Here is a 23,172-nt window from a genome sequence, read left to right as displayed (position 1 = left end):
CCCTCTCCCCCGCGGAGCGGGAGAAAGGGGAGAATTCGATCCCGCTTCGACAGGCTGTGCTCGCATCCGCCCCCCCCCCCGGAGCGCACCGGAGATTCCGTACGCGTCACCCTCCCCCGCGCAGTTTGCAAGGGAGGGCCGGGGAGGGGGGCGCCCACCATCTCGCGCCCGCCTCAGCCGAAGCGCACCGCCCCTGCCCCATCAACCAACCTCCCCCAGCAGTTTTGGGGGAGGTGCGAGCCTAAGCGAGCGGAGGGGGCGCCCCGCGGACGCAGTGCGATCCCTTTCTCCCGGCAAATTACCAGCCGCCGCCTACCCCTCCTCGACAAACCAGTCCTCCGGCTCCACCGACCACTCCAGCACCTCGGGCTCGTCTCGGCGGAACAGGCCGCGCAGCGACTCGCCGAAGCCGCGGCGGCGCACCAGGACCACGGCCGTCTCGCCCGCCCCGGCGCCGAACTCCTCCAGGTACATGAACGCCACGTCCCCCAGCGCCTCGGGCCGCGGCAGCGTCACGCGGCGGCCATCGATCTGGGCCTGCACCTCCTCCAGCCGCCCGAACTGCGCCAGGTCCAGCACCTGCTCCACGAACACGTCGCCGTCCACCTCCCACCCGCCGTCGTCGCGCGGCTCGCCGGAGCGGTAGAACAGCGGATCGAAGGCCAATCCCTCGCGGCGCTTGAAGTTCTCGTCCGCCGCGTAGTCGAAGTCCTCCAGCGCGTCCTCGCCCGCGGTCGACTCGCGGTGGTGCCGCACCTCGTGCATCACCGTCTCGTGCAGCTCGGCCTCCCAGTCGAACTCCGGATCGATGCGGGAGAGCGCCGCGAACGAGCCGTAGTACAGGTGCACGCCGGAGCGCATCTCGTCGGGCATGTCGAAGCCCAGGTCCAGCTCGCCCGTGGCGCACTCGCCAAGCGTGTAGACCTCGGGAAGCTCCGGGTGCGGCACCGCCTCTTCGGAGACGGCCACGTACTCCACCCCGCCCCGCAGCTCCGGCGGAATGGCGTCGAAGATCTGCCGCGCGCGGCGCTCGAACTGGTCGAAGGTCATCGTACGGTCGTCAGGGCGGTGCGGTGGATGAGGATGCGTGCAGCCGCGAGCGCCACGCCCACAACGATCCCCAGCCCCCATGAGTACGGGTCGCGCCACAGGACCAGCTTGAACCACGTCGTCTCCGCCGCCAGCACGAGGGCGAGCAGCAGGTACGGCGCGGACCGCGTGGTCAGCGCGGAGTAGGCAAAGAACAGCATGTGGCCGCTGAACGGGACGAACGGCCCGGCGAAGCGCACGGCCCCCAGGGCGACGGCGGCCGCATCGACCAGCAGCGCGGCGGTCCGGTCCTCCCGCATCCGCCCCAGCCGGATACGCGCCCAGACGAAAAGCGCGACGAAGAACGGCGCCACGTACAGCAGCAGAAAGCGGCGCGCCGCCCATCCATCCACCACCAGCGCCCCCGCCGCGAACCCCAGCGGCACCGCCACCGCGCACCCCCCGCACGCGCGCCGCAACGGTTCCCGGTGGCGAAGCAGCAGTCGGCGGAGCGCGTCCATGGATGATGGCTACGGTGAGATTCCGAATGATCCGTGTCGACGCAGCCCGCGGCCACGCATCGAGCCGGCGGCGGCGACATCCCGCTGTAACCTGTCCCCTACTTCCCTGCCCGAACGCGAAGGGCGCGGACCACAGACGTCCGCGCCCTTCATCCAGCGTGCACCGGCGGACGGGTCAGTCCAGGTCGTCGATGCTTTCGATGATCTTGCCCACCAAGCCGTATTCCTTGGCCGTCTGCAGGTCCAGCCAGAAGTTGCGGTGGGTGTCGTGCTCGATGCGCTCCAGCGACTGCCCCGTCTCGCGCGCGAAGATGCGGTTGATGCGTCCGCGCATGCGGATGATCTCCTGCGCCTCGATGGCGATGTCGGCCGCCGTGCCGCCCGCGCCGCCGGCCGGCTGGTGCAGCAGAAAGCGCGTGTTGGGCAGGGCGTAGCGGTCCTCGAGGGGCGCCGCCACGTAGATCAGCGCGCCGGCGCTGGCCACCCACCCCGTGCCGATCATCCGCACGCGCGGCTTGATGAAGCGGATGACGTCGTGGATGGTGTCGCCACTCTCGACGTGCCCGCCCTGCGAGTTGACGAAGATGTTGATGGGCTTGTCGCTCTCGGCCGACATGGCCAGCAGCTGGCCGATGACGTTGGAGACGAGCTGCTGGTCGATCCCGCCGCTGATGATGAGCGTCCGCGACTTGAACAGGCGGTCGCGGATGGTATCCGTCAACGCGTTGGGAGGAGTCTGGTTTGCACCCGGCTCCTTCTCGTCGTCCTCGTCGTGCTCTTCCTGGTTCCTCATCCCCGGTATCTCCCTGATGGTCTGGCGCCGCCTTTTGATCGCCGTAGGGTAGCAGTCTGCCGCCCCCGGCGAAAGGGCCGGGCCCTGGCGCGCCGGGGCGGGCACCACGCGCGCGACCCACGGCCCCGATTGGAATGTGTCGCGAAAACCAGACCGCCGCGCGTCAAAAGAAAAAGGTCTCACACAGAGTCAGCAGAGTCAACAGAGTTTTCTCGTGCCGTTTCCGCTGCGCTCACCGTCTGAAACGCTGTGGTGAGCGGAGGCATGGCGCTCTGGTCGACGAGGCACGAGCCGGCGTGGACGATCGGGAACGGGAGAGGGATGGAGTTGCGGCAGGGTGCCATGAGAAATTTTTGGGGGAGGGATGCGGATCATCCGATGTTCTCCGTAGCGCACCAGAACAGGCCGTACGCACCACCTGATGCGCGATCTTGCGAACCATCCGCCACCTCTACGTTCGAGGTGCGCGGCAGCGCCCCGGATCATCAGCCGACGCTGAAATGACATCTCCCGACACTGCTTGCAGGGGGCGGAGGGCCGGACATACGTTGCGGCGGATGTCCGGGCGCAGCGCCACGCCCCATGATGAGACCACCGTTCGCCCTTCCACGCAAACAGGACCAGACCATGACATCTCGTCTCCTTCGCTGGGCACTCGTCCTGGGCCTGGCCTTGAGTGCCGCGCCCGTTCACGGACAGGACACGGAGGAAGGTGCGCCGGAACCGGCCGATGCAGAGAGCAAAAGAAAGCTTCTCCCGTTTCCCGGCCTGCGCTACGGGGCTCCGCTTGGATTCTCGCTCTACGGCGGTGTCATGCTGGGCCGGCAGCACCCTGCCGGCTATTCCGGTCCAACGCTCATCGGGGAAGTGGGCCAGGACGGCGGGCGGGTTTCGCTGGGCTGGTCATCCGTGGGGTTTGGCACAGGGCGAGCCCAGCTCAGCTACATCCGGACGTGGGACGATCACGGCGGCGTGTGGGCGGACCAGTCGTACGTCGGGCCGGAGATTGCCGTGGGCTTCATCGCCGGAGTTACCGCCGGCTACTACTGGAGGATCAGCGACGGAGGGGGCAAGGCGAGGATGCTTGCCATCGGCTCCTTCATCGGGTTCTGAGACTGTCATTTCGAAGGAGACGCCACACCGCACCATCGGCTCGCCCGAAATCCGGCGCGCCGACTGAGAAATCTACTGTCTGCCGCTGGCGCCCTGTCGCACCGCTCCGGCGCTGGCCCTCCGCCCCTGTCGTAGCCGCGAAGCAGGCACGGGCTACCGCGTCTGCCCTCCAGTAGATCCGAGAGTAGATTCCTCGGCCCTGCAACGTCTGGTGGGAAGGCAGGCTACGGCGTGGCCGGGCCTCGGAATGACAGCGCTGGCAGATCTGACTGGATGTACAGGGTCGGATTCTTAACCCACAACCTCAGCGGCGGCGCTACTGCACGACGCCGCGGCGGAAGCGCGCCTCGGCGCTGTCGACGTAGGCGCGGTAGCCGGCGGGGTCGATGAACGGATCCACCGGGTTCCTGGCCGTGTCGCGCGCGACGAACTTGCGGTACCGCCCCCACAGGCGTGCGTGCGAGCTCACCCACACGTCGGCGGGAAGGCTGCGCAGCACGCGGAAGCTGCGCTCCAGGTCGGCCGCCTGCTCCGGGTACCGCACCGCTCCCAGCACGATCAGGCTGCAGGCGCTCACCACGTTCAGCACGCGGCCACCGTCGCGGACGGGGAACGACCACGAGGTGCAGCCGCGCGTGTGGCCGGCCGTGACGTGCGCGGTGAGCGCGATGGGACCCACGCGCACCGTGTCGCCGTCCCGGATGCGATGGTCCACGCGCGCGGGCGGGTAGCCGCTGATCCCGGTCCAGAAGAGAAGCCGCAGCGGCAAAAGGATGTCGGGATCGTCGCCGCCGGCGGCGATGGCGTCCGCGCTCGCCTCGCTGGCCCACAGCCGGGCCCCGGACGCCTTCTGCAGCTCCGCCAGCCCGCCCGCGTGGTCGCTGTGCGGCTCCGAGTTCAGGAGCACTTCGACGTCCCGGATGTCGAAGCCCAGCTTCGCGATGCTGGCCATGATCAGCGGCGGGGTGCCGGGATAGCCGCCGTCGATGAGGACGTGGCCCTGGGGCCCGGTGATCAGAAAGGCCGCGACGTCGTTGGCGCCCACGTAGTACAGGTTTCCGGCGATGCGGAACGGCTCCGCCGGCAGCTGCCCCCCGCGGTTGCTGGCCTCGCGCCACCTGCCGAAGAGCACCACGAACAGGGCGGCGGCGAGTGCCAGCGCGATCAGCCGCACGCGCCGCCAGATGAGGCGCCGAGGCGTCCGTCCCGCCGCTCCGGCGCTCTCGCTCATCTCCGCTTTCCCCGTGCCGCAGTGAGGTGCCCGGCGAGGCGGACATCCGCGAGGGGCGGATGCCCGCTGCCGTCAGACATCGCCGCGCCGGGCGGGAGCGGTGTGTCGCGGATGATCCCGATCTCCCGCCCAGGCGAACGGACTTCCGCTCCCCAGGATGCCGGGCTGATCCTGGCTTCCGCCGGAGAGCAGGGGGGCCGCGCGCTGGGCAAGCTTGAGCGAAACGCCGGCCGCCACGCCGCCGAACAGCGCCGCCCAGGGAACGTCGTCCAGCACGAGCCCCATCGGCACCATTCCATCGCCCGTAAGAACGTTCATCGCCTGGAAGAACACCGGCACGAACAGCCCCGCCAGGACCGCCCCCGCCACCCCGAAGCGCACCGCGCCCAGGTCGGACAGACGCCGCCCGCGGTACAGCACCCCGATGAAGCCGGAGAAGGCCGCCCCCGCGACGCCGCCCACGATGCCGAACCGCCCGGCGAGCAGGATTGCGTCGAGCCAGTGCGCCGACGCGGGAAGGGCGCCGGCGACCTTCAGCACGGTGAACGCCGCGAATCCCAGGGCAGACCAGCCCGCCCCCCACACCACGGCGTTCCCCACCGCGGCGCGCAGGCGCCGGATGATGTTGTCAGCGTCCATATGCCACCTCCTGAAGAGTTACCTCGATGAAGGGTGCACGGCCGTCGCGGCCGCCGCCCTGGAGTCCGCACCCGCCACGTCGCCCAGACGCTGGCGGCCGATCATCGTGCGGGAGCCGATGCCGGCGCCCACCCCGGCCACGTCCGCTCCGCCGTCGGGCAATGCCCGCTTCTCCGCCCTCCTGGCCAGCGCCAGCGAACCGGCGGCCGACACCGCGCTCAGCAGCGTGATGGTGCCGATTACGAGGGACGCCAGCAGCCACAGCGGTACGTCGGTCGTCGGCTCGCCGATGGTAAACGGAAGCACGCCCACCAGCAGGCCCGCGGCCGCGCCCCAGAGGGCGACCCGCCCAAGCGACAGCTCCTCGAGCCTGCGGCGGCGCGCCGCGACCGCCAGCACCACGGAGAAGACCACACCGCCCAGAAAGCCGGGATACGCCCCGATCGCCGGCCACATCTCGTCCGTGGACCCGTCCGGATCCACGATCAGCCCGATCAGGACGGCGACCGGCGCCCACACCAGCGCCCAGGTCAGCCCCATCCCCACCGCACCACGGATGCGTCTCAGCCACTTCTTCATCACGCCCTCTCCGACCGCCGATTCGTGTCCGGACGATTTCGCGCAGGCAACCCGACACCCGCGCCGTGAAGTACTTTACAACACAAAGAGGATGCACACAAGGGTTGGATCGTGCCACTCGTCCAACGACTGATCCTCACACAGAGTCAGCAGAGTCCACAGAGTTTTCCCGTGCCGGTTCCGCTGCTCTCATCATCATCCCGAATCCGGGAAAACAACACCTTGATGGGTACAGAGGAACAGAGTCAGACAGAGGAACCGACGCTATTGCAGCTCGCCTTCTCTGTCTGACTCTGTTCCTCTGTACGATTATCTTTTTCAGGATCTGGCATCATGATCCGGATCCAGTGAGCGCGGCCGCGAGCCCGGCACCCGCCGCCCGCCGGGGGACTCCCCTGCCCCGCGCGACGTCGGGGAACGATCCGCGGCCGAAGAACACCTTGTGCGCGGCGGCGCGGAACGGGGGAAGGCGGAGCGCCGCGACGGCCAGCTCGGCCGCGGCGGGCGAGCGCACCGCCGCCAGCACCCGGCGGATGAGAAGGCGGGTGCGGAAGCGGGCGCGCAGGGCGGCACCGTCGTACGGCGCCAGCGCGGATTCGCGGCCCGTGGCCAGGAAATCCTCCGCCACCTCCGCGGCCAGCGCCGAGAGGCGAAGGCACGGGTCCAGCCCGCCCGCCGTGAGCGGCGACACCGCGCCGGCCGCGTCGCCCGTCAGCAGCCCGCGCGCGCAGGCAATGCGCGGCAGCACCCCGCCCACGGGGATGCGTCCGCCACGCCGCTCGCTCGCCGCCGCGCCCGCCAGCCCGAAGCGCGGCGCCACGCGCGCGTGAAAGCGGCGCAGCGCCTCCGCCGGCTTGAAGCGCGAGGCGTACCCGCCCACGCCCACGTGCACCTCTTCGCCGTCGTCCACCACCCAGGCAATGTAGCCGGGCGCCACCTCGGGGTCGATCCAGCAGTGGAACGCGGGCGCGTACCCCGTCTGCACGCCGCGGAACACCTCCTCCACCCCCACGATCCACTCGCGGTTCTCGTCCAGCCCCAGCGCGGGCGCCACCCGCGACACCGCGCCGTCCGCGCCGATGACGAAGCGTGCGTGCAGCCGCTCCCGCCGCCCCGCGCGCTCCAGCGTCGCCGTGGAGCCCGTCTCGTCCGGCTGCAGCGAGGCGAGGCTGGTGGACGGCGCCCACTGCACGCCGGCGCGGAGGCACGCGTCCAGGCCGCGGCGGTAGAGCGGTCCCATGTGGCCCACGCGGTACTCGTCGTGCGGGCTCTCCAGCACCAGCGACCGCCCGCGCGGCGAGTAGAGCGCCACGCGCCGCACCGGCGGCCCCAGGCAGTCGTCCGGCAGGTCGAAGCTCTCCAGCGTCCGCCGCACGAAGATGCCGGTGGTGTGCACCGCGTGGTCCACCGCGGGCTTGCGGTCGGCCAGCATCACCCGCGCGCCCGCCTCGCCCAGGCGGCGCGCGCACTCCAGCCCCGCCAGCCCCGCGCCCACCACCAGCACGTCCACGTGCGCGCTCATCGGCGTGCGCCGGGCGAGACGCCAGCGGGATCGGTCTTCGACAGGTTACGCATGGTTGATCCAGGAGTTCGAGCCGTAAGCTTCCACACTACGAAGTACTTTACGATACAAAGCAACCTTACGCAAGGGGTCCGCTGCCGAACGGCGCTCTACTGGGGCGTGCGTCTGCGCGCGGGAGCACGCGGTCATGATGATGACGTGAAACCCCTCTCCCACGCTGTCGTGGGAGAGGGGTTCTTCGCGCCTCGTCTGCCCCGCGGCGTTTACACGCCGGCCAGCACTCCGGCGGAGGATTCGGCCTGCGCCGTCGCGGCCGCCGCCGGCGCCGCGCCGAAGACCGGCTGCAGGGTGGCGATGATGTCCGTGCTGCCGCCGCCGGCCAGGGGCACGTGCACCGTGGAGCCGCGGAACGCCACGATCGACTCGCCCTGCGGCGCCGTGTAGCTGAACGGGGTCGAGTAGTCGACGCCGCCCATGGTGCCGTACGGGCCGTAGACCGTGCCGCTCTGCGTGGTCAGCGTGATCTGCGGCACGCAGTTCCACCCGTACCAGACGCCGGTGTAGCCCGACACCGTGACGATGGAATCGCCGGCCGCCACGTTGATGGTCTGGGCGACGCCGCCGTTGCCGCCGTGCTGCGGCAGCTCGTACACAACGCCGTTCGCCCCCGTGTTGGTGGCCTGGATGGCGTCCAGCACCTCTCCCGAGCGCACCACCAGCTGCGAGATGGGCGGGTTGCCGGCCTCGGCGATGACGCTGGTGTCGTCGAAGAACGGCGACCCCGCGGTGGCGCCGAAGACCGGCTGCAGGGTGGCGATGATGTCCGTGCTGCCGCCGCCGGCCAGGGGCACGTGCACCGTGGAGCCGCGGAACGCCACGACCGACTCGCCCTGCGGCGCCGTGTAGCTGAACGGCGTCTGGGACGACGAATTGGCCATGGTGCCGAACGGACCATGTACCACGCCGCTCTGCGTGGTCAGCGTGATCTGCAGCACGCACTGCCATCCGAACCAGTTCCCCGTGTAGCCCGACACCGTGACGATGGGATCGTCGGACGCGATGCTGATGGTGCTGGCGCCGCCGCCGTTGCCGCCGTGCTGCGGCAGCTGGTATGACCCGGCATTCGCCGCTGAGCTCCCCGTGCTGGTGGCCTGGATGGCATCCAGCACCTCTCCCGCCTGCACCACCAGCTGCGAGATGGGCGGGTTGCCGGCGGCGCCCACGATGCTCGTGTCATCGAACGACTGCCCCGGAGTTCCGTTCACCAGCTGGTGCAGGATCATCTGCTGGGCCTGCTCGTACTGGAAGTTGCCGGAGTTCAGGCGCCAGGTGGTGAAGACGCTGTACTGCAGCTGGTCGGGGCAGTACGGGGCGTAGAAGGCCGCCGCCTGCTGCGCCGTCTGGTACGGAACCCCGCTGTTGGGCTCGAACTTGGCGCCGTACGCAAGCAGGTCCTGGTTCACGCCGGCGGCCAGGAACTCGCCCGGACAGGTGAAGCCGGAGTACAGCTGCAGGTTCACGAAGTCGAACGAGCTGTTGACGGTGCCGGCGTCCAGCGTGCCCACCGCGGCGGGCGAAAGCGTGAGGTAGTACTGCTTGCCCGTGGCGTTGAACGCCTGCCGGATGGCCGTGAACAGCAGCTCGAACTGCTGCGGCGTGCCGTTGTCGGAGAGCGGCGACTCCCAGTCCACGTCAAAGCCGTCCAGGCCGTAGTGCTGCAGGTACGCCACCAGGTTGTTGGCGAAGCCGGTGGCCGCCTGCTGCCATCCGCTCTCCGGGCCGGCGAAGATCTGGGTGATGTCGGTGGCGCCGTACCCCAGCATCACCTGCAGCTTGATGTTGGGATTGACCGCCCGCGCGTCCTGGATCAGCCAGTCCATGTACTGCTGGTTGGTGGATCCGTCGGGGTGCGTGCCCGACTGCAGCTGCACCGTGAAGTCAGCGCCCGTTCCGGCGGGGATGGTGGTGGCGCTGGTGGGGACGATGCCCACCCAGCAGATGCTCACCATGTCGGTGCTGTTGTACACGCCGTAATCGATCAGATTCTGATAGCAGCTGCCCGGCGTCTTGTAGCTGGTGCCCGACGGTTCGTCTTCCAGGAGGAAGATCCATGCGTTGACGTTCGGCTCGCTCATTGTGGTGTGCTCCTGAAGATGGAGGAAGAACTGTACGGCGGACGGCCCCGGACAGGGGCAACGGGCACGCCAGAATGCCGCGCAGCCGCCTCACTTTCTGCATCTGTTTGAGGTTTATGCACTTACGCGCAGCGGCGCGCGAACGCACCTGCGTCCCGGTGCAACAAGGCGGCGCCCCATTGCGTTCACGAGTTGCAATTTCTCGATACAACCCCGCTGACCCGACCTTCGCTCCCGCCTCGCCAACGCCCCGCCCTGCTCGCCGCGGCGGCGTCAACCATCGCCCGCATGCGCGAACGATACAAAAATCCCCGCCATCCGGGCGGATGCGGGGATTCCCGTGGCTGCCGGCCGGCTTCCCTCGCCGGTTCGAAAGACCTACTGTTCGTCCGTCCCTGCTTCCCTTCCCTGACGGACTGAACGCGTGCGCCTCATCCGTTTCCATCTGCCCAGCCCCGTTTCGCCGCTATGGCGGGCGCTGGCCATGGCCGCCGTGCTTCTCGCGGCACCCGTGCAGGCCCAGCGCGCGCCCGCGTGGCCCGACGCGCTGCTCCCCCGCACCCAGGCGCTGGCGCTCGTCCAGGGGCTGAACGCCGAGATCCTGGCCAGCCGCAGCGCCACCGCCACGCTGGAGAAGTGGTGCCGCGAACACGCCCTGGCCGCCGAGCCGCGGGTGGTGGCGGAGGTGCTGGGCGGCGAGCCGGTCGCGCCGTCCGCGGAACAGCGACAGCGGCTGCGCGCGGACTCCGGCGAGGTGGTGCGGTACCGCCGCGTGCGCCTTCGCTGCGGCGGCCAGGTTCTCTCGGAGGCCGAAAACTGGTACCTCCCCGGGCGGCTGACGCCGGAGATGAACCACGCGCTGGAAACGGGCGACACGCCGTTCGGGCGCGTGGTGGCGCCGCTGGAACCGTATCGCCAGACGTTCGCGGCCCGGCTCCTCTGGTCGCCGCTGCCGGAGGGGTGGGAGCGTTCTCCCCACCCCGCGCCCCCGTGCTTGAGCGCGGGCCCGCTCGCCATTCCCGACGCGCTCTTCGAGCACCGCGCGGTCCTGCTGGGCCGCGACAACCGCCCCATCGCCGAGGTCCACGAAGTGTACCAGGGCGGATTGCTGGCGTTCGCCCCACCCGGCCCCTGCTGAATCCCATCCCATCGGTCCCCCGCCCCCCCAGCAGGAACCACCGGCGGAATGCGGAGCGGCGTGGCGGACGCGGCGGACCGAATCGCCGGTTGCGAACGCTACCACTGCCGCCGGAAGAGGGATTCGGCAGCCACCTGGTTCCGGGGGATGGAGTGCCGGCGAAAGCCCACACCCCACTCCCCGTAGTCGTCACCTCGGTTTGCGAGCATCACGTCGAACTCCGTCGCAGCCCCATGCCAGGGAGCCGGCATCCCCAGCCGCAGCTTCTGGAGCGTCCAGGGCCCGCCGAACTCGCCCCTATGTGTGAAGAATGAGCGCAGGTAGGCGTCCGCGGCTGCCTCCAGCGCCTCGAGGTGAGGGAGGATGAGCTCCGCGAGCGCGCCCGCCCGCCTATCCGGCGATCCCTCATTCCCGCTGATCCGCAGCTCGATCTCGCGCTCGCCGTACGGCCAGGTGCAGGCCCAGCCGGGCAGCCGCTCCACGTAGCGCAGCCTGTCGACGGGCACGGGCAGGCGCACATCTCCGATCGATACCGAGTACATCGTTGAATCGAGCGATGGGGACGAGAAGGGGGACGAGCATCCGGCTCATCCGGGACACGCCCGGCGGGTCAGCGGTAGTCCCAGTGCACGACGGCGAAGGAATCCAGCTTGATCCGCTGGTCTCCGAAGAGCAGGGCCGTGTGCAGCCACTCCGCCTGGGCGGCGCCCAGCTCGGCCTTGGCCGTCGGCGCGCCGCGTTTGGTCTGCAGAAAGGCGAAGTCGCCGCCGCGCCAGGCGTACACGTCCCAGCACCCGGCGTAGCGCTTCTTGGCCCGCCGCGCGACCCCGGCGAGCACGACGCGTGGATCCTCGTCTTCGATGACGCGGTTCCGCTGCTCGGCGCGGGGCACGTCGTCCCAGCGGGTAAGGTACTTCCACACCTCACCCTTGGCGCTGTAGGTGTTCACCCACCGCCCGCTCCACCCCTCGCGCTCCAGCAGCCGCAGCACCGCCAGCTCGGCGAACGTGTGCTCGCCGTCCAGCTCCACCATCCCCGCCGCCTTCTTGCCGAAGTCGTCGGTGAACGGAGGGCCCTCCCAGCGCGGCAGGCGCAGGTAGACGCCGGCCACGTCCGTGATCATCCGGCCGCTGGGCATGTGCACGGGCACCTTGAGCGGCACCCGGTAGTCCGTCCGTTCGGCGTACGGCAGCAGTGCCTGCATCCAGGCAGGCGATTGGGCCTCTGACATGACCGCGGGGTCCGGGAGTGGGATGGGGAGGCTGCGGCGAACGCGACAATCTGCTCCCTTGGGGCAGCCGGCGGAAGATGGCGCGGCGGGCAGCCTCCTTCTCGCCATCCTCCCGCCTCCCTCGGCCGGCCGCGCCGGCGCCCGCGGACGCGACGCCGCGCCATCCATCCACCCTCATCCAGGACGCGTGCTCTTGCGTGCGGAGCGGCGGCGCGCCATCCATGGACGGCGGCGGACCTCTCCGCGCCATCTCACGTCGTCCAGCTCGCGGACATCCTCATCATGCGCCTCTCCCTTTCTCCGGCGCCCGTGCTCCTTCTCGCGGCGGCAGTGGCGGCGTGTGCTCCGGCCCGGGGGCCCTCGCCGCTGGAGCAGGAGGCGGCGTATGCCCGTACGCCCGGGCAGACGCTGCACTACCGCGAGGTGTCCCGGTCGTCCTCCCGCATCGGGATGGGCATGCCCGCGCCGGACGGCGAAGCCTCCCGCGCCGTGCACGACGTCCGCCTGGCCATCCGCTTCACGGACGGGGACCAGGCGCAGGTGTGGATCGAGCCGCCGCGGACCGGGAGGCCCGCCACCGAGGCGGATCCGCGGGAGCCGCCGTTCACGCTGCGCATGGGTCCACGGGGGATCGAAAGCATCGCCGCCCCGCCCGAGCTGCCGCGGACACGGCCGGGCGTGGCGGACCAGCTCCGGGACTTCTTTCCCCGGCTGCCGGGCGGTCCCCTGTCGCGCGGGCGCCAGTGGGACGAGTCCTCCACGCGGGACCTGTCGGACAAGGACTGGACGGGAACGCAGACGCGGACGGTGCACTACCGCGTGGTGGGCAGCGACGCGATCGGCGGGGAGCGGGTGATCGTGGCGGAGTACGAGCTGCTGACCCGGAGCCAGCTCCGCGGCCGCCAGACCATGCGATACGACCCGGGAATGCCGTACTATCCGCCGGCCGGGGCATCGACGTACCAGACGGAGCGGGGCCGCATCTACTTCGCCCCGCGGACGGGGCGGTTCGTCCGCCGCAGCGGGTCGGGTGTGCGGGAGCAGTCCCGGTCCGCGTACGCCACGGAGGCCGCGGTACAGGTGACCGAGTACACCATCACCTCCGAGCTCATCTCATCCGCATACCAGAAAAAGAATCATCGTACAGAGGAACAGAGTCAGACAGAGAAAACGAGCTGAAAGATCATCCTGGCTCCTCTGTCTGACTCTGTTCCTCTGTACTCCTGAAGGTGTTGTTTCCCCGGCTCCGGGATCGACACGGAGAAGACGAGATGACCGGCTTCTCCTCTCAGGAAGTCAGGCGCTCGCGTCAGGAACTCGGAAAGTCAAACACACGCTGAGGCATCCCACTGCGCCTGCTGCCATCGGCCGAAGGAAAAGCTTCAGTGGCGCAGGGCTTCAGCCAACGTGCCGCACGTCAATCGCGAGAGCGACTTGATAGTCCACCACGAACGCATCTTCGAAGATGCCGGAATGCGCAAGAAACTGCTGGAACTTCTGGTGCTCGGGATGGGAAACGTAGATATCGCGCGCGGCCGCGTTTTCGAAGGTGAACTGGTAGACGTGCGTGAAGCCCAGGTTCTTTCCTTCCGGGCTGTTGTTTACGCCGTGCTCAAAGGATCTGATGCCCGGGATCTTCCTTGTCAGGGCCGCGAGCGCATCCGTCACCTGTTGGATCTGCTCGGCGGTCGCCGCCGCCGCATACTTGAAGATCACGATGTGACGCACCTTCTTCATTGTCGCCTCCTGGATCGTGGTGGAGTGAAAAAGCAGCCTTGTTCGTACCATCCATCTTGTCGGCAGCCGGGCGAAAGGCCGGGCTGAACGCTCTCCCGCCAGAAAGAAGCCCAACGCTTCGTCCGCACCCGCGAAACACGAGCGAGTCAGGACAGCCCCAGCACCGCGCGAATCCGCTCGAGCTGCGGACACAGGAACGGGTCGCTTCGCAGCGCGGCATCCCATTCGTCGCGCTCCGCGAGCGGCAGCCAGCGCACGGCCGTGAGCTCCGCCCCTCCGTCTGTCCCGCAGGCCACCGGCTCGCCGCCCAGCAGGCGGCACGCGAAGGTCCGCCAGCGCGTATACGTGCCGTCCGGCGGGTCGGCCGGCACGTCGTCCAGCACGGCGCCCACGTCCACCATCACCCCCAGTTCCCCGCGCACCTCGCGCGCGACGGCCTGGGCGTCGCTCTCCCCCGCCTCGCGCCCGCCGCCGGGCAGCACCCAGAACGGCGGCTCGCCCGGCGGCGTGCACTGCACCAGCAGCAGCCGGCCGTCCCGGACGATGGCCGCCTGGAGCCGCGTGTCGCGTAGGGTCACGAGCGTGGGAATTTCACGATTGATTGCCGCTGACGGCTGGCTCAGCAGAGCGGAATTTGGGGACTGCGCAAGCGTGTTCCCAGGCCGCTACGGGACATCGCCGAGAAACGCAAGCACGCGTTGGGTGAACAGCGCCGCGGCGGCCGGGTCGTAGTCGTCCAGACTCCGGTCGGCGAAGAGATGCCGGCCACCCGGGTACAGGAACAGCTCCGCCGCCGGGACCGCGCCGGAAACCTCACGCGCGACGTCCACGTCGCCGAGTTCATCCTCTTCCTGGACGTGGATCTGCAGCCGGACGCCTTCCCGCCACGGTCCGAAATGCCCAGGAGGCACGCAGGCGCTGACGAGCACCGCTCCCCCTGCCCCCGTGCGCGTCTGCGCGAGGTGCTGTGCGGGCATCACCCCCAGCGAGAAGCCGACGTACATCGCTCCGGCCGGAACGTCGCCGACGGCCGCGTGGCCTCGCCCGATGATCACGTCGAAGCCGGTTGCTTCCGCGTGGTCGATCCCGGCCTGCAGGGTCTCGAAGGTCCTGCCCTCGTAGAGGTCCGGCGTGCTCACCCGGTGACCCGCCGCCCGCAGTTCATCGGCGAAGGCGAGGACACCCGGGGTGAGACCCTGGGCGTGGTGAAACACGATCACATCGGCCACTGCACCACCTCTCCGTTCGACGTGCCTGGTGCTGCGGCTACGCGCCGGTCTCGTCCGCGGGTGCATGCGGAGACGTGTCGTCCTTGCCGTGGCTGAGCCACAGTGCACCGGAAACCAGGAGCGTACCCAGCCCCAGGTACAGCAGGTCGAGCGAGGTGTTGATCTCGATCCGCAGGGCGTACTCGAAGAACTTTACCACCAGGATGAGCAGGACGACCTTGGCCAGGCGGCTCTTCAGGTCGTCCATGCTGCGGATGAGGAGCAGCCGCGCGGCGAACTCCGAGCCCTCCGCCACCTCGATGCGGCTCACGAACAGTTCGTACAGCCCCAGGGCAAAGATCAGCATGATCGCGGCGAGCAGGTATCCGTCCACCACCTCCACCACGTGCGTCACCGTCGACGAGCGCAGCGCGGCGCGCGCCTCGGGGGCAAGGTGGAAGTCTGCGTACGCACCCAGGTGGCTCACCAGCCCGATCACGTCGATGGTCGCGACGAAGAACATCGCGCCCGCGACGACCAGGCTGGCCACGACGGCCACCAGGACGATGAGGCGGCTGTTCCAGAGAAGTGCTTCGAAGCGGCGTTCGATGCTCATTTGATTCGGGGGTCCGCATGAGACGTGGGTGCGTTCGCGGCCACAAAGGTGACGGTCTCACCCGCGCTCGCAAGGGCGCGGGGTGCGGAAAGACAAAAAGGGCTCCGCAGCCCGGCCCCCCGCCATGTGGACCACGCCCCCCGGGCGGCGCCCGCCCCAGCCGCGGCACGTTGCCGGCACAGGGCCGGGAGCAACGCGGAACCCGCCCGGCTTCGCCACGGCTGCCGCAGGCCGTCCAGCGGTCGCGCCGGGGCCGTCTACTGCCTCTCGACCCATTGAAACAGCGGATCGAGCCACTCCGAACGCGGGCGGAAGAAGGCACCGTGCCCGGCTCCCGTGTCGATGCGGATCTCCCGGTGCTCGCCCGGGTCGCCCGCCTGCGCAAACAGGGGCTCGCACGAGGTCCCCAGCTCATCCGAGGCCTCGTAGATCGACAGAATCCGCCCGCGTACGTCCACGTCGTCGCGGCCCTGCACCCAGTCGCCGCAGGAGCCCAGGAACACAAACGTGACGCGCGGATCGTCGAGCAGCGCCGAGGCGATCATCGCGATGGCCCCGCCCTTGGAGAACCCCACCACCGCAATCCGCTCGGCGGGCACGCCCGCGGCCACAAGCCGGCGCACCTGGTCCGCGACATGAGCCCCGAACGCGCGGAAGTCCGTTCCACCCGGACGCTGCTCCGAGATGACCTCGGCTCCCGAGGCTGCGAGCGTGTCGAGGATCCGCGGATACTCGTAGACACCGAAGCGCTCGTCCGTGGGGCGGCGGCCCTTCTCCTCCACGATTCGCCCGTGCAGGTAGATCAGGTACCGCGCATCCGGGCGTACCTGCGCCGGCACGTCGGCCCAGATTGCGCCTGCTTGCGCCGGGACCGGCGTGGCAGCCAGCAGGAGTCCACCAGCGACGAGGAGGGCACCGAGCCACCGGGAGTGCAAGCAGCGATGAAGCATCAGGAGGCCAGGTCTGCGGGTAAATGTTGTGAAAACCACGCCGCGAACGCGATCGTCCACGATACCGCCACGGGACGTCCCGCCGTTCGCAACGATGACGTGTCCGCGTGATCGCCGCCGCGCAGCTGCTGCCCAAGTAGGCCGATTCCGAGGAAGCCCGCAAGGGGTTTGCCTCCAACGCGTCGTGCAGCAGGACCGGCGTCGCCCCGGACTTGAGAAATATGACGCAGCAGCCGTGGCGACTTCGCCACGGCTGCTGTGTTCATCCCTCGGTCACGCCGCGAGCCGCCACACCACCTCGACCGATCCGCGCTTGTAGACCGTCACGCACACCAGTTCGCCGTGCGGACCGCGCCCCTCTTCGGCCCCGCATGTGGGAGAGGGCCGACCATCGCCTCCGAACGCCCGGACCTGCCGGCGGTCCTATTCGACGCTCTTCCGGCAGTCGTCGTACCAGAGGCAGTCGCCCGAGACGTAGTCGCCCAGGCACCTGATGCCGTCCGCGGTGCGGGTCCACCTGCCGATGTGCCGGCATACCTGGGCGTCCGCGGTGCTCACTGCACCGAGCCCGATCGCCGCGAGTGCGGTGGCGCGAATCATGATTTTCCGGTTGAGCCTCATTGCATGTCCTGGTGCGAGGGTTGAGCCGGCGCGGGTGCGCCGGGCCCGGGAAGGATGATCGCGGCCAGATCGAGCGGGGTGGCCGCATGCTCGCGCCGGCGAATCCGGCCATCCGGCTCCAGCTCGAAGTAGACGATGCCGCGCGGAACGCGACCCGCGGGAAGATCTTCGTCCGCGATCCCGACCACGCGCCACCGCACCTTCTCGCGCCGCAGATAATCGCAAACCTCCCGCAAATGTGCCGCGGGCGTAACCACCGCGCGGTCCGGCGCGGGGACACCCCGCCGGGTGATGTCACGCAACAGCGCACCGGCCTCGAGACAGCTCAGGCACAGGTCGGCGGTCGCGAAGACCACCGCGTTCCGGCCCGCCACGGGAGGTGGGCCGCAGTGCGTGCCCGGCAGGTCCAGCCGTCCCATGCGGACGACCTGGGCCGAGAGTGCTTCGACCCGTTGCTGCTCCGAGGCCCGCCCGGACCGGGGCTCCGGTACGGTGTTGCCACAGGCGCTGAGAAGCAGCAGCGTGGCCGCGACGGCCGCACGGGGGCTCACCGCGGTTGCGGGTGGTAGATGACCACCTCCAGCGTGTCCGCGAAAGGATCCTTCACGCCGACGAAGTGCCCGTGGCCGGCCCCGACGAGAAGCGGGGGGTCGTCCACGCTGGCCCACGTGCCGTCGGGGCGGCGTACCGCCACGGTAGACGAGTCGCCCTGGAGGTGAGTGCCGCGCACGAACGGGACTGCCACCGTTCCGCTGGTGAACATCACCGCCGCCGCCTCGGTCCAGCTCTTTACCCACTCCGTCACCTGGCGCAGGCTCAGCATTCCGGGCGGTGGAGCGACCGGCGGCTTGTAGCCCCGCACCGCCACGTGCGCGACCCGGTAGGTGCCGGTCCGCGTGTCGAGCGTCCAGAGCGAATCGGCCGTGGAAAGGGCGACGTACGCGGAATCGCCATCCGCGCTGAGTGAAAAAACGGCGCGGCGCATGCCGTCCAGCACGCCTGGATCACGTATTCCGGCGGGCGCATGGTGGCGTATGGGCAGGAATCCGCGGATCACGCGCCCGTCCCGGTCCAGCCGGAAAAGCGTGTTGGAGTCCGTCTCGGTACGGATGGCGGATACCAGGTACGTTCCGCCGCGTTCGGGTTCGATGTCCGTCACCCGCATCAGGTGGCGCAGCCGTACCTCGCGGTCCAGGCTTCCATCGGGGTGAAAGACGGAGATGCGGTTCTGGCGAACGTCCAGGACGTGAATGCGCCCGTCTGGCCCAAAGCGCGGTGACAGCGGAATCTGGAACTCGCCGGGGCCGTACCCCTTGCGGCCCAGGACCTTCAGCAGGCGGCCGTCGGCCGAGAAGAGGTGGGCGGACGCATCGGCCCCGTCGGTCACCACGAGCTTGCCATCGGCCGCGATGTCCACGCCGGACAGGCGTACAATGGGCGACGATGCCGGGGTCTGCAGAACGAGGGTCCGAACGGGCTGCAGCACCTCGGAGAACGACGCGGCCGGGGCGAGCGGAACGCTCGTCCGGGAACGTGACGCGTCACATGAAACGAGGGCTGCCGCCGAGATCAGGGCGGCAAGCGAGGCAAACGCCTGGAACCGCTGCATGGGAGATCCGCTTGCGGAGATTCAACGCGTGCGTTTCAGGCCATTGTAAACCCCCTCCGGCAATGGCGCAAGGAATGTCTCTCCTGGTGCGGAAATCGTGGATTCCGCCTGGCAACGCGCAGCGGCTACGGAAGACTTTCACCACGGCTGCCGCGTTCATCTCGGTCAGAGCGCGAGCCGCCGCACCACCTCGACCGCGCCGCGCCTGTACACCAGCTGAGGCGCGGGCCACCTTATCAAGGCGGCGAAATGGAAGGGCGCGGAGGGAGACATTCTCCCCCGCCCCTTCGCGCATCTGCTGGCCTCGCGCAGGATCACCGCGCCGGGAGCGTGCAGTCCTTCCGCAGCCCCAGCGCATCGGCGATGGCGGACCAGGAGAAGGCGGCGACGTTGCCGTCGTCGTGCACGGCGTAGAAGGCGCCGGCGGGGAACGGGCCGAAGCCCACCTGCGTGAGCGCCACGCCGTCCGTGTTGCGCACCGTGGGGCCGCGGAACGAGCCGCGTTGCGCCAGCGTGCGGCGGTCGAACACGTGGAAGGTGTTGGCCTCGTGGCTCTGGTCCGTCGCGATCCAGTAGCCGTCCCGCGCGCCGCAGGCGTACAGCGCGATCCCCTCCGCCTGCGAGGGAAAGAACGCGGGCGGGATCACCGGGCCCGCAAAGCGCCCGGCCAGCGTGTACACCTTGAGCGCCGACTCGCCCGGGTTCTCCTCCGCCACGATCAGCCGGCCGTTCGCCGGGTCCGCGGCGATGGACTCCACCACGCGGAGCGTCCCCGCGCCGCCCGTGGCGCCGAACGCGCGCACGGGCTCCGCGCGCAGGCCGCCGTCCGCCAGCGTCACGCGGTACTGGCGCACGCGGCGCCCCAGCTCGGCGTCGGGTGGAATGCTCTCGTCCGCCTGCTCGTAGTGGTCCGTCACCCAGGTGGTGTATGCGCCCGCCCCGTCCGGCACCACGGCGATGCCGTAGGGCAGCGCCAGGTCGTCCGCGCCGTACGTCCCCACGGGGTCGAAGCCGGGAAGGCGAAACACCTGCACGCGGTGGTTGTCGCGCTCCACCACGAACGCCAGGTCGTCGACGACGGCGATGCCGTTGGGCCGCTCCATCTGCCCCAGACCCGTCCCCGGCCCGCTGCGCGGCGCAGCGTGCGCCCCGTGGCCGCGTCGCTGATCACGATCATGTCGCCCGTCTTGGCCGTGGAGAGCAGCCAGTGCTGGCCATCCGGACCGTGCCACACCGCGGGCGAGTCGATGTTGTCCAGCGTGTCGCGCGGCATCGTGAACGCCTCCGCCACCGTCACCGGCGCGGAGACGGGCACCGTGGCGGGGCGCATCGCCGGCGCGCATCCCGTCATCCATCCCCCCAGCGCCGCCGCGCAAAATCCCGACGCCGCGCGGCGCATCCGCATCCCGTTCCCTCGCCCGGTCTCGATCCGCATCGTCATCGCGCGCCTCCCCGGGACACGCGGAAGCCCAGGCGGCCCCAGCTGCGGTAGTATTTCTGCTGGATGGGCCGTTCGCGCGTGCCCTGGTTCAGGAATCCCCTGCGCTCGCGCCCGTATGTCATTTCGAAGGAGGCGCCACACCGCATTGTCGGCTCGCACGAAGTCCTGCGCGCGGACTGAGAAATCTACTGTCTGCTGCTGGTGCCCCATCGTACCGCCCCGGCACTGGCCCTGTCCGCCCGTGTCGTAGCCGCGAGTTCAGCACGGGCTACCGCGTCTGCCCTCCAGCAATCCGACAGCAGATTCCTCGGCCCTGCAGCCTCTGGTGTGAAAGCAGGCTACAGCATGGCCGGGCCTCGGAATGACAGTGCTGAGTCCGGTCCAAGAAGTCGCCCATGCCGCTTGATCCACACAGGTGTGGAGAAGTCGACTTCGGAGGATGCGCTCAGACGCACGATCTCGACGCGGGGATACTGCGGAGGACCCCCAAATCCGCGGCATCCGCCGCCGCTCCGGACTTTTTAGACCGGACTCAGTGCTGGTAGATCTGCCTGGATGTGCAGCGTCGGATTCTTGAACACACGATCACGGGGAGCTGCGCGGCTCCGCGGGGATTGCGGTGGGATGATCCAGTGCCCGCATGGCGGGGAGGTGCGCGGGCGGCATGAGCAGCCGCTGGATGATCGAGCGCAATCCGGCGCGGACCAGGACGGGATCGAATCGGACCAGGGGCGCAGCCACGCCGCACGCTTCAGCCGCGGCAGGCCCCGCACACCGCGGGATCGGCGCGGAGAGATCAGGCCATCGGCAGGGTCAGCGTGAACGTGCTCCCCGTGCCCGGCGAGCTCTCGACGGTCAGGTCACCCGCCATGCGAACGGCCAGGTCGCGGCTGATGGCCAGCCCCAGCCCCGTTCCTTCGTGGGGGCGTGACAGGTCGCTGCGCACCTGCACGAACGGATCGAAGATCAGGTCCAGCTTGTCCGGCGGAATCCCCATCCCCGTGTCGCGGATCTGGATGCGGGCGCGGTCGCCGTCGCGCGCGCACGAGATCTCGATCCGGCCGCCCGCATCGGTGAACTTCACGGCGTTGGACGCAAGGTTCACCAGGACCTGGCGCAGCTTCTCCGCATCCGCGCGCACCACGAGCGCGGGCGGCGCGGAGTGAACGACGAGCGTCAGCCCCTTGCTGCGCGCCTGCGGCATCACCAGCAGCTCCGCCGCGGAAAGCGCCTCCTGCACGGGGACGTCGGCGACGTCGAAGACGACGGTGCCGGTCTCGAGCTTTGCGTAGTTCAGCACCTCGTTGATCAGCCCCAGCAGGTGGCGCTGGCTCAGCTGGATCCTCCGCAGGTCGTCCAGCTGCGCGCGGGTCACGGGCCCTCGAATGCCCATCTCCATGAGCTCCGCGTAGCCGCCGATGGCGTTGAGCGGGGTCCGCAGCTCGTGGCTCATCACCGCCAGGAACTCGCTCTTGGCGCGGTTCGCCGCCTCTGCCTCGTCCCGGGCCCGCTCCACCTCACGCCTCGCCAGCACCTGCTCGGTCACGTCGGCGCCGTGCGCGATGACCCCGGACCACGTCCCGTCCACCTCCATGAGCGGAAGGTAGGTAAGGTCGATGAACCGCTCCACCAGCGCGGCGCCCGCCTGGCGTTCCACGAGCAGCGGGACCTCCCGGCCCACGGAAGGCTCGCCCGTCGCCAGCACGTGGTCGAGCACCCCGCCGAACCCCTGGTCGCGCACCTCGGGAAGGGCTTCGAACAGGGGCTTGCCCAGCAGCTCCCGGTGGCCCACGAGCTGGTAGTAGGCGTCGTTCACCAGCTCGAAGACGTGCTCCGGCCCGCGCAGCACGGCGATGAACGTGGGCGCCTGGCGAAACACGTCCTCCAGCCGTGCCCGCTCCACCTGAAGCTCGCCCAGGAGCGTCTCGCGCTCCCGTTCCATGGCGCGCCGGGCGCTGATGTCGGTAGACAGCATGGCGATGCGCCGGTCCCCGGGCGCGCCGACCCGGAACGCAAAGACGTCGAACCACCGGCCCAGCCCCGCGACGGGGAATTCGAACCGCGCGGGCTCCCCCGTGGCCACGACCCTGCCCGCCGTCTCCACCCAGTGGTCCTCCAGCTGGGGCACCACCTCGCGCGCCGTACGTCCGACCGGGTCCGGAAGGCCGGTGTGCTCCGCGAGGGCGGGGTTCGCCTCCAGGTACCGGTAGTCCACCGCGCGGCCGTCCGCGTCGTACAGCACCTCGGCGATGAAGAACCCCTCGTCGATGCTCTCGAAGAGCGACCGGTACTTCGCCTCGCTCTCGAGCAGGGCCTCGGTCTGCATCTCGAGCTCCGCCGCCTGCTCCTGGAGCATCTCGTTGGCCCGGGTCAGCGCGGCGCGCTCCCGGGTCAGCTCGGCGACGGCGTCCAGCGCCATCCCGCGTGCCCGCTCGCTGTCGGCGTGCTCGCCGGTAAGCTGTTCCAGCGACGCCTGCAGCCGCACCTGCTCCGTGACGTCCTCCACGCGCTGGATGACGTGCGTCACGCGGCCGGAGCCGGGGTCCAGGACCGGCGTATGAATGGGGCTCCAGTGGTGCTCTTCGAACGTGCCGTCGGGGAGCGGGACCGGGTAGTGCTGCACGGGCATGGGGTCCGGCGCGCGGGTCGCGATGGCACGCTCGATCGAGGCACGGACGTTCTGCTCGCCCGTCGCGTCCGGCTGCTCGGGCGGATCGGGAAACGCCTCGAAGATGCCGCGGCCCACGATTCCCCGCGGTCCGTCGCGGGTGGACCGCGTGGCGCGCAGGTACGCGTCGCTCGCGGCAACGATGGTGTAGCGCGGCGCATCGGCGCGCAGGATCAGGAAGAGCCCCGGAAGGGCCGAGATCAGGCTATGGGACGGGAGGATGTCACCGGGCCGGGCCGTGCCTTCATCCACGGGGGGCTTGTCCATGCGAGAGGCTATCGGGTCCCGGAACCAGGGGGTGCCGCCGGCGCGGCGCGCACGTCATCCTTCGCAATTCCGCAGCCGCGTTCCCCCGTGGACGACCTTCAGGATGATCCGCATCCGGCCAGGG

General features: G+C 69.7%; 23 protein-coding genes. 3 read left to right on the top strand and 20 right to left on the bottom strand.

The features are described 5' to 3' along the window. Window positions 1–312 precede the first annotated feature (312 nt). From VGC13_RS08575 to VGC13_RS08565, 3 genes are all read right to left on the bottom strand, one after another. Complete coding sequence (locus tag VGC13_RS08575; protein ID WP_331124822.1) at window positions 313–1,050, bottom strand: hypothetical protein; 738 nt, start codon at window positions 1,048–1,050, stop codon at window positions 313–315. Next, entirely contained in the window at window positions 1,047–1,550 is a 504-nt protein-coding gene (locus VGC13_RS08570) for a hypothetical protein (RefSeq protein WP_331124821.1), read from the bottom strand. Before VGC13_RS08570 ends, VGC13_RS08575 begins: the two co-directional genes overlap by 4 nt. Before the next feature lie 175 nt (window positions 1,551–1,725). Next, window positions 1,726–2,343: an ATP-dependent Clp protease proteolytic subunit gene (locus VGC13_RS08565; RefSeq protein ID WP_331124820.1), complete on the bottom strand. Its 618-nt coding sequence runs from the start codon at window positions 2,341–2,343 to the stop codon at window positions 1,726–1,728. A 627-nt stretch (window positions 2,344–2,970) separates the two neighbouring features. Here VGC13_RS08565 and VGC13_RS08560 point away from each other — a divergent pair. Then, window positions 2,971–3,456, top strand: a complete 486-nt coding sequence (locus VGC13_RS08560; RefSeq protein WP_331124819.1) for a hypothetical protein — start codon at window positions 2,971–2,973, stop codon at window positions 3,454–3,456. Window positions 3,457–3,772: 316 nt separating this feature from the next. Here the strand turns inward: VGC13_RS08560 and bla are convergent, their stop codons facing one another. From bla to VGC13_RS08535, 5 genes are all read right to left on the bottom strand, one after another. Further along, window positions 3,773–4,687: a subclass B3 metallo-beta-lactamase gene (gene bla / locus VGC13_RS08555; RefSeq protein ID WP_331124818.1), complete on the bottom strand. Its 915-nt coding sequence runs from the start codon at window positions 4,685–4,687 to the stop codon at window positions 3,773–3,775. 72 nt (window positions 4,688–4,759) lie between these two features. Beyond that, complete coding sequence (locus VGC13_RS08550; protein ID WP_331124817.1) at window positions 4,760–5,326, bottom strand: hypothetical protein; 567 nt, start codon at window positions 5,324–5,326, stop codon at window positions 4,760–4,762. An 18-nt stretch (window positions 5,327–5,344) separates the two neighbouring features. After that, window positions 5,345–5,905, bottom strand: a complete 561-nt coding sequence (locus VGC13_RS08545) for a hypothetical protein (protein WP_331124816.1) — start codon at window positions 5,903–5,905, stop codon at window positions 5,345–5,347. 331 nt (window positions 5,906–6,236) lie between these two features. After that, the gene (locus VGC13_RS08540) at window positions 6,237–7,427 is read right to left on the bottom strand and encodes an NAD(P)/FAD-dependent oxidoreductase (RefSeq protein WP_331124815.1); all 1,191 of its coding nucleotides are present in this window, start codon (window positions 7,425–7,427) and stop codon (window positions 6,237–6,239) included. A 263-nt stretch (window positions 7,428–7,690) separates the two neighbouring features. Next, on the bottom strand, window positions 7,691–9,562 hold the full coding sequence (locus tag VGC13_RS08535; RefSeq protein WP_331124814.1) for a jacalin-like lectin: 1,872 nt from the start codon (window positions 9,560–9,562) through the stop codon (window positions 7,691–7,693). Between the two features lie 424 nt (window positions 9,563–9,986). Here VGC13_RS08535 and VGC13_RS08530 point away from each other — a divergent pair, with 424 nt between their 5' ends. Continuing rightward, window positions 9,987–10,700 (top strand): hypothetical protein, encoded by a 714-nt coding sequence (locus VGC13_RS08530; protein ID WP_331124813.1) that lies wholly within the window; start codon window positions 9,987–9,989, stop codon window positions 10,698–10,700. A 98-nt stretch (window positions 10,701–10,798) separates the two neighbouring features. Here VGC13_RS08530 and VGC13_RS08525 read toward each other — a convergent pair whose 3' ends face one another. Both VGC13_RS08525 and VGC13_RS08520 read right to left on the bottom strand, forming a co-directional pair. Next, complete coding sequence (locus tag VGC13_RS08525; protein ID WP_331124812.1) at window positions 10,799–11,206, bottom strand: hypothetical protein; 408 nt, start codon at window positions 11,204–11,206, stop codon at window positions 10,799–10,801. Between the two features lie 104 nt (window positions 11,207–11,310). Then, window positions 11,311–11,904, bottom strand: a complete 594-nt coding sequence (locus VGC13_RS08520; RefSeq protein ID WP_331124811.1) for a hypothetical protein — start codon at window positions 11,902–11,904, stop codon at window positions 11,311–11,313. A 309-nt stretch (window positions 11,905–12,213) separates the two neighbouring features. Here VGC13_RS08520 and VGC13_RS08515 point away from each other — a divergent pair, with 309 nt between their 5' ends. After that, entirely contained in the window at window positions 12,214–13,110 is an 897-nt protein-coding gene (locus tag VGC13_RS08515; RefSeq protein ID WP_331124810.1) for a hypothetical protein, read from the top strand. Between the two features lie 219 nt (window positions 13,111–13,329). Here the strand turns inward: VGC13_RS08515 and VGC13_RS08510 are convergent, their stop codons facing one another. The 10 genes from VGC13_RS08510 to VGC13_RS08465 form a co-directional block, all read right to left on the bottom strand. Beyond that, window positions 13,330–13,668, bottom strand: coding sequence for a Dabb family protein (locus VGC13_RS08510; RefSeq protein ID WP_331124809.1), 339 nt, complete (start codon window positions 13,666–13,668; stop codon window positions 13,330–13,332). Window positions 13,669–13,814: 146 nt separating this feature from the next. Continuing rightward, the gene (locus VGC13_RS08505; RefSeq protein WP_331124808.1) at window positions 13,815–14,246 is read right to left on the bottom strand and encodes an NUDIX domain-containing protein; all 432 of its coding nucleotides are present in this window, start codon (window positions 14,244–14,246) and stop codon (window positions 13,815–13,817) included. Between the two features lie 87 nt (window positions 14,247–14,333). Continuing rightward, window positions 14,334–14,897: a dienelactone hydrolase family protein gene (locus VGC13_RS08500; RefSeq protein ID WP_331124807.1), complete on the bottom strand. Its 564-nt coding sequence runs from the start codon at window positions 14,895–14,897 to the stop codon at window positions 14,334–14,336. A gap of 37 nt (window positions 14,898–14,934) precedes the next feature. After that, a complete protein-coding gene (locus VGC13_RS08495) occupies window positions 14,935–15,492 on the bottom strand; it encodes a YqhA family protein (protein WP_331124806.1) in 558 nt (185 codons plus the stop codon). Window positions 15,493–15,749: 257 nt separating this feature from the next. Further along, on the bottom strand, window positions 15,750–16,502 hold the full coding sequence (locus tag VGC13_RS08490; protein ID WP_331124805.1) for an alpha/beta hydrolase: 753 nt from the start codon (window positions 16,500–16,502) through the stop codon (window positions 15,750–15,752). A gap of 363 nt (window positions 16,503–16,865) precedes the next feature. Beyond that, a complete protein-coding gene (locus VGC13_RS08485; RefSeq protein ID WP_331124804.1) occupies window positions 16,866–17,042 on the bottom strand; it encodes a hypothetical protein in 177 nt (58 codons plus the stop codon). Window positions 17,043–17,059: 17 nt separating this feature from the next. After that, complete coding sequence (locus VGC13_RS08480; protein WP_331124803.1) at window positions 17,060–17,614, bottom strand: hypothetical protein; 555 nt, start codon at window positions 17,612–17,614, stop codon at window positions 17,060–17,062. After that, window positions 17,611–18,672, bottom strand: coding sequence for a 6-bladed beta-propeller (locus VGC13_RS08475; RefSeq protein ID WP_331124802.1), 1,062 nt, complete (start codon window positions 18,670–18,672; stop codon window positions 17,611–17,613). The genes VGC13_RS08480 and VGC13_RS08475 overlap by 4 nt, the downstream gene beginning before the upstream one ends. A 314-nt stretch (window positions 18,673–18,986) precedes the next feature. Continuing rightward, the gene (locus tag VGC13_RS08470) at window positions 18,987–19,775 is read right to left on the bottom strand and encodes a hypothetical protein (protein ID WP_331124801.1); all 789 of its coding nucleotides are present in this window, start codon (window positions 19,773–19,775) and stop codon (window positions 18,987–18,989) included. Between the two features lie 1,134 nt (window positions 19,776–20,909). Then, entirely contained in the window at window positions 20,910–23,048 is a 2,139-nt protein-coding gene (locus VGC13_RS08465; protein WP_331124800.1) for an ATP-binding protein, read from the bottom strand. Between the last annotated feature and the right edge of the window lie 124 nt (window positions 23,049–23,172).

It is taken from the genome of Longimicrobium sp. (assembly GCF_036399255.1).
Taxonomy (GTDB): Bacteria; Gemmatimonadota; Gemmatimonadetes; order Longimicrobiales; family Longimicrobiaceae; genus Longimicrobium.
The sequence above is the reverse complement of the archived record's forward strand: the minus strand, read 5'-3'. Positions and strand labels throughout refer to the sequence as shown.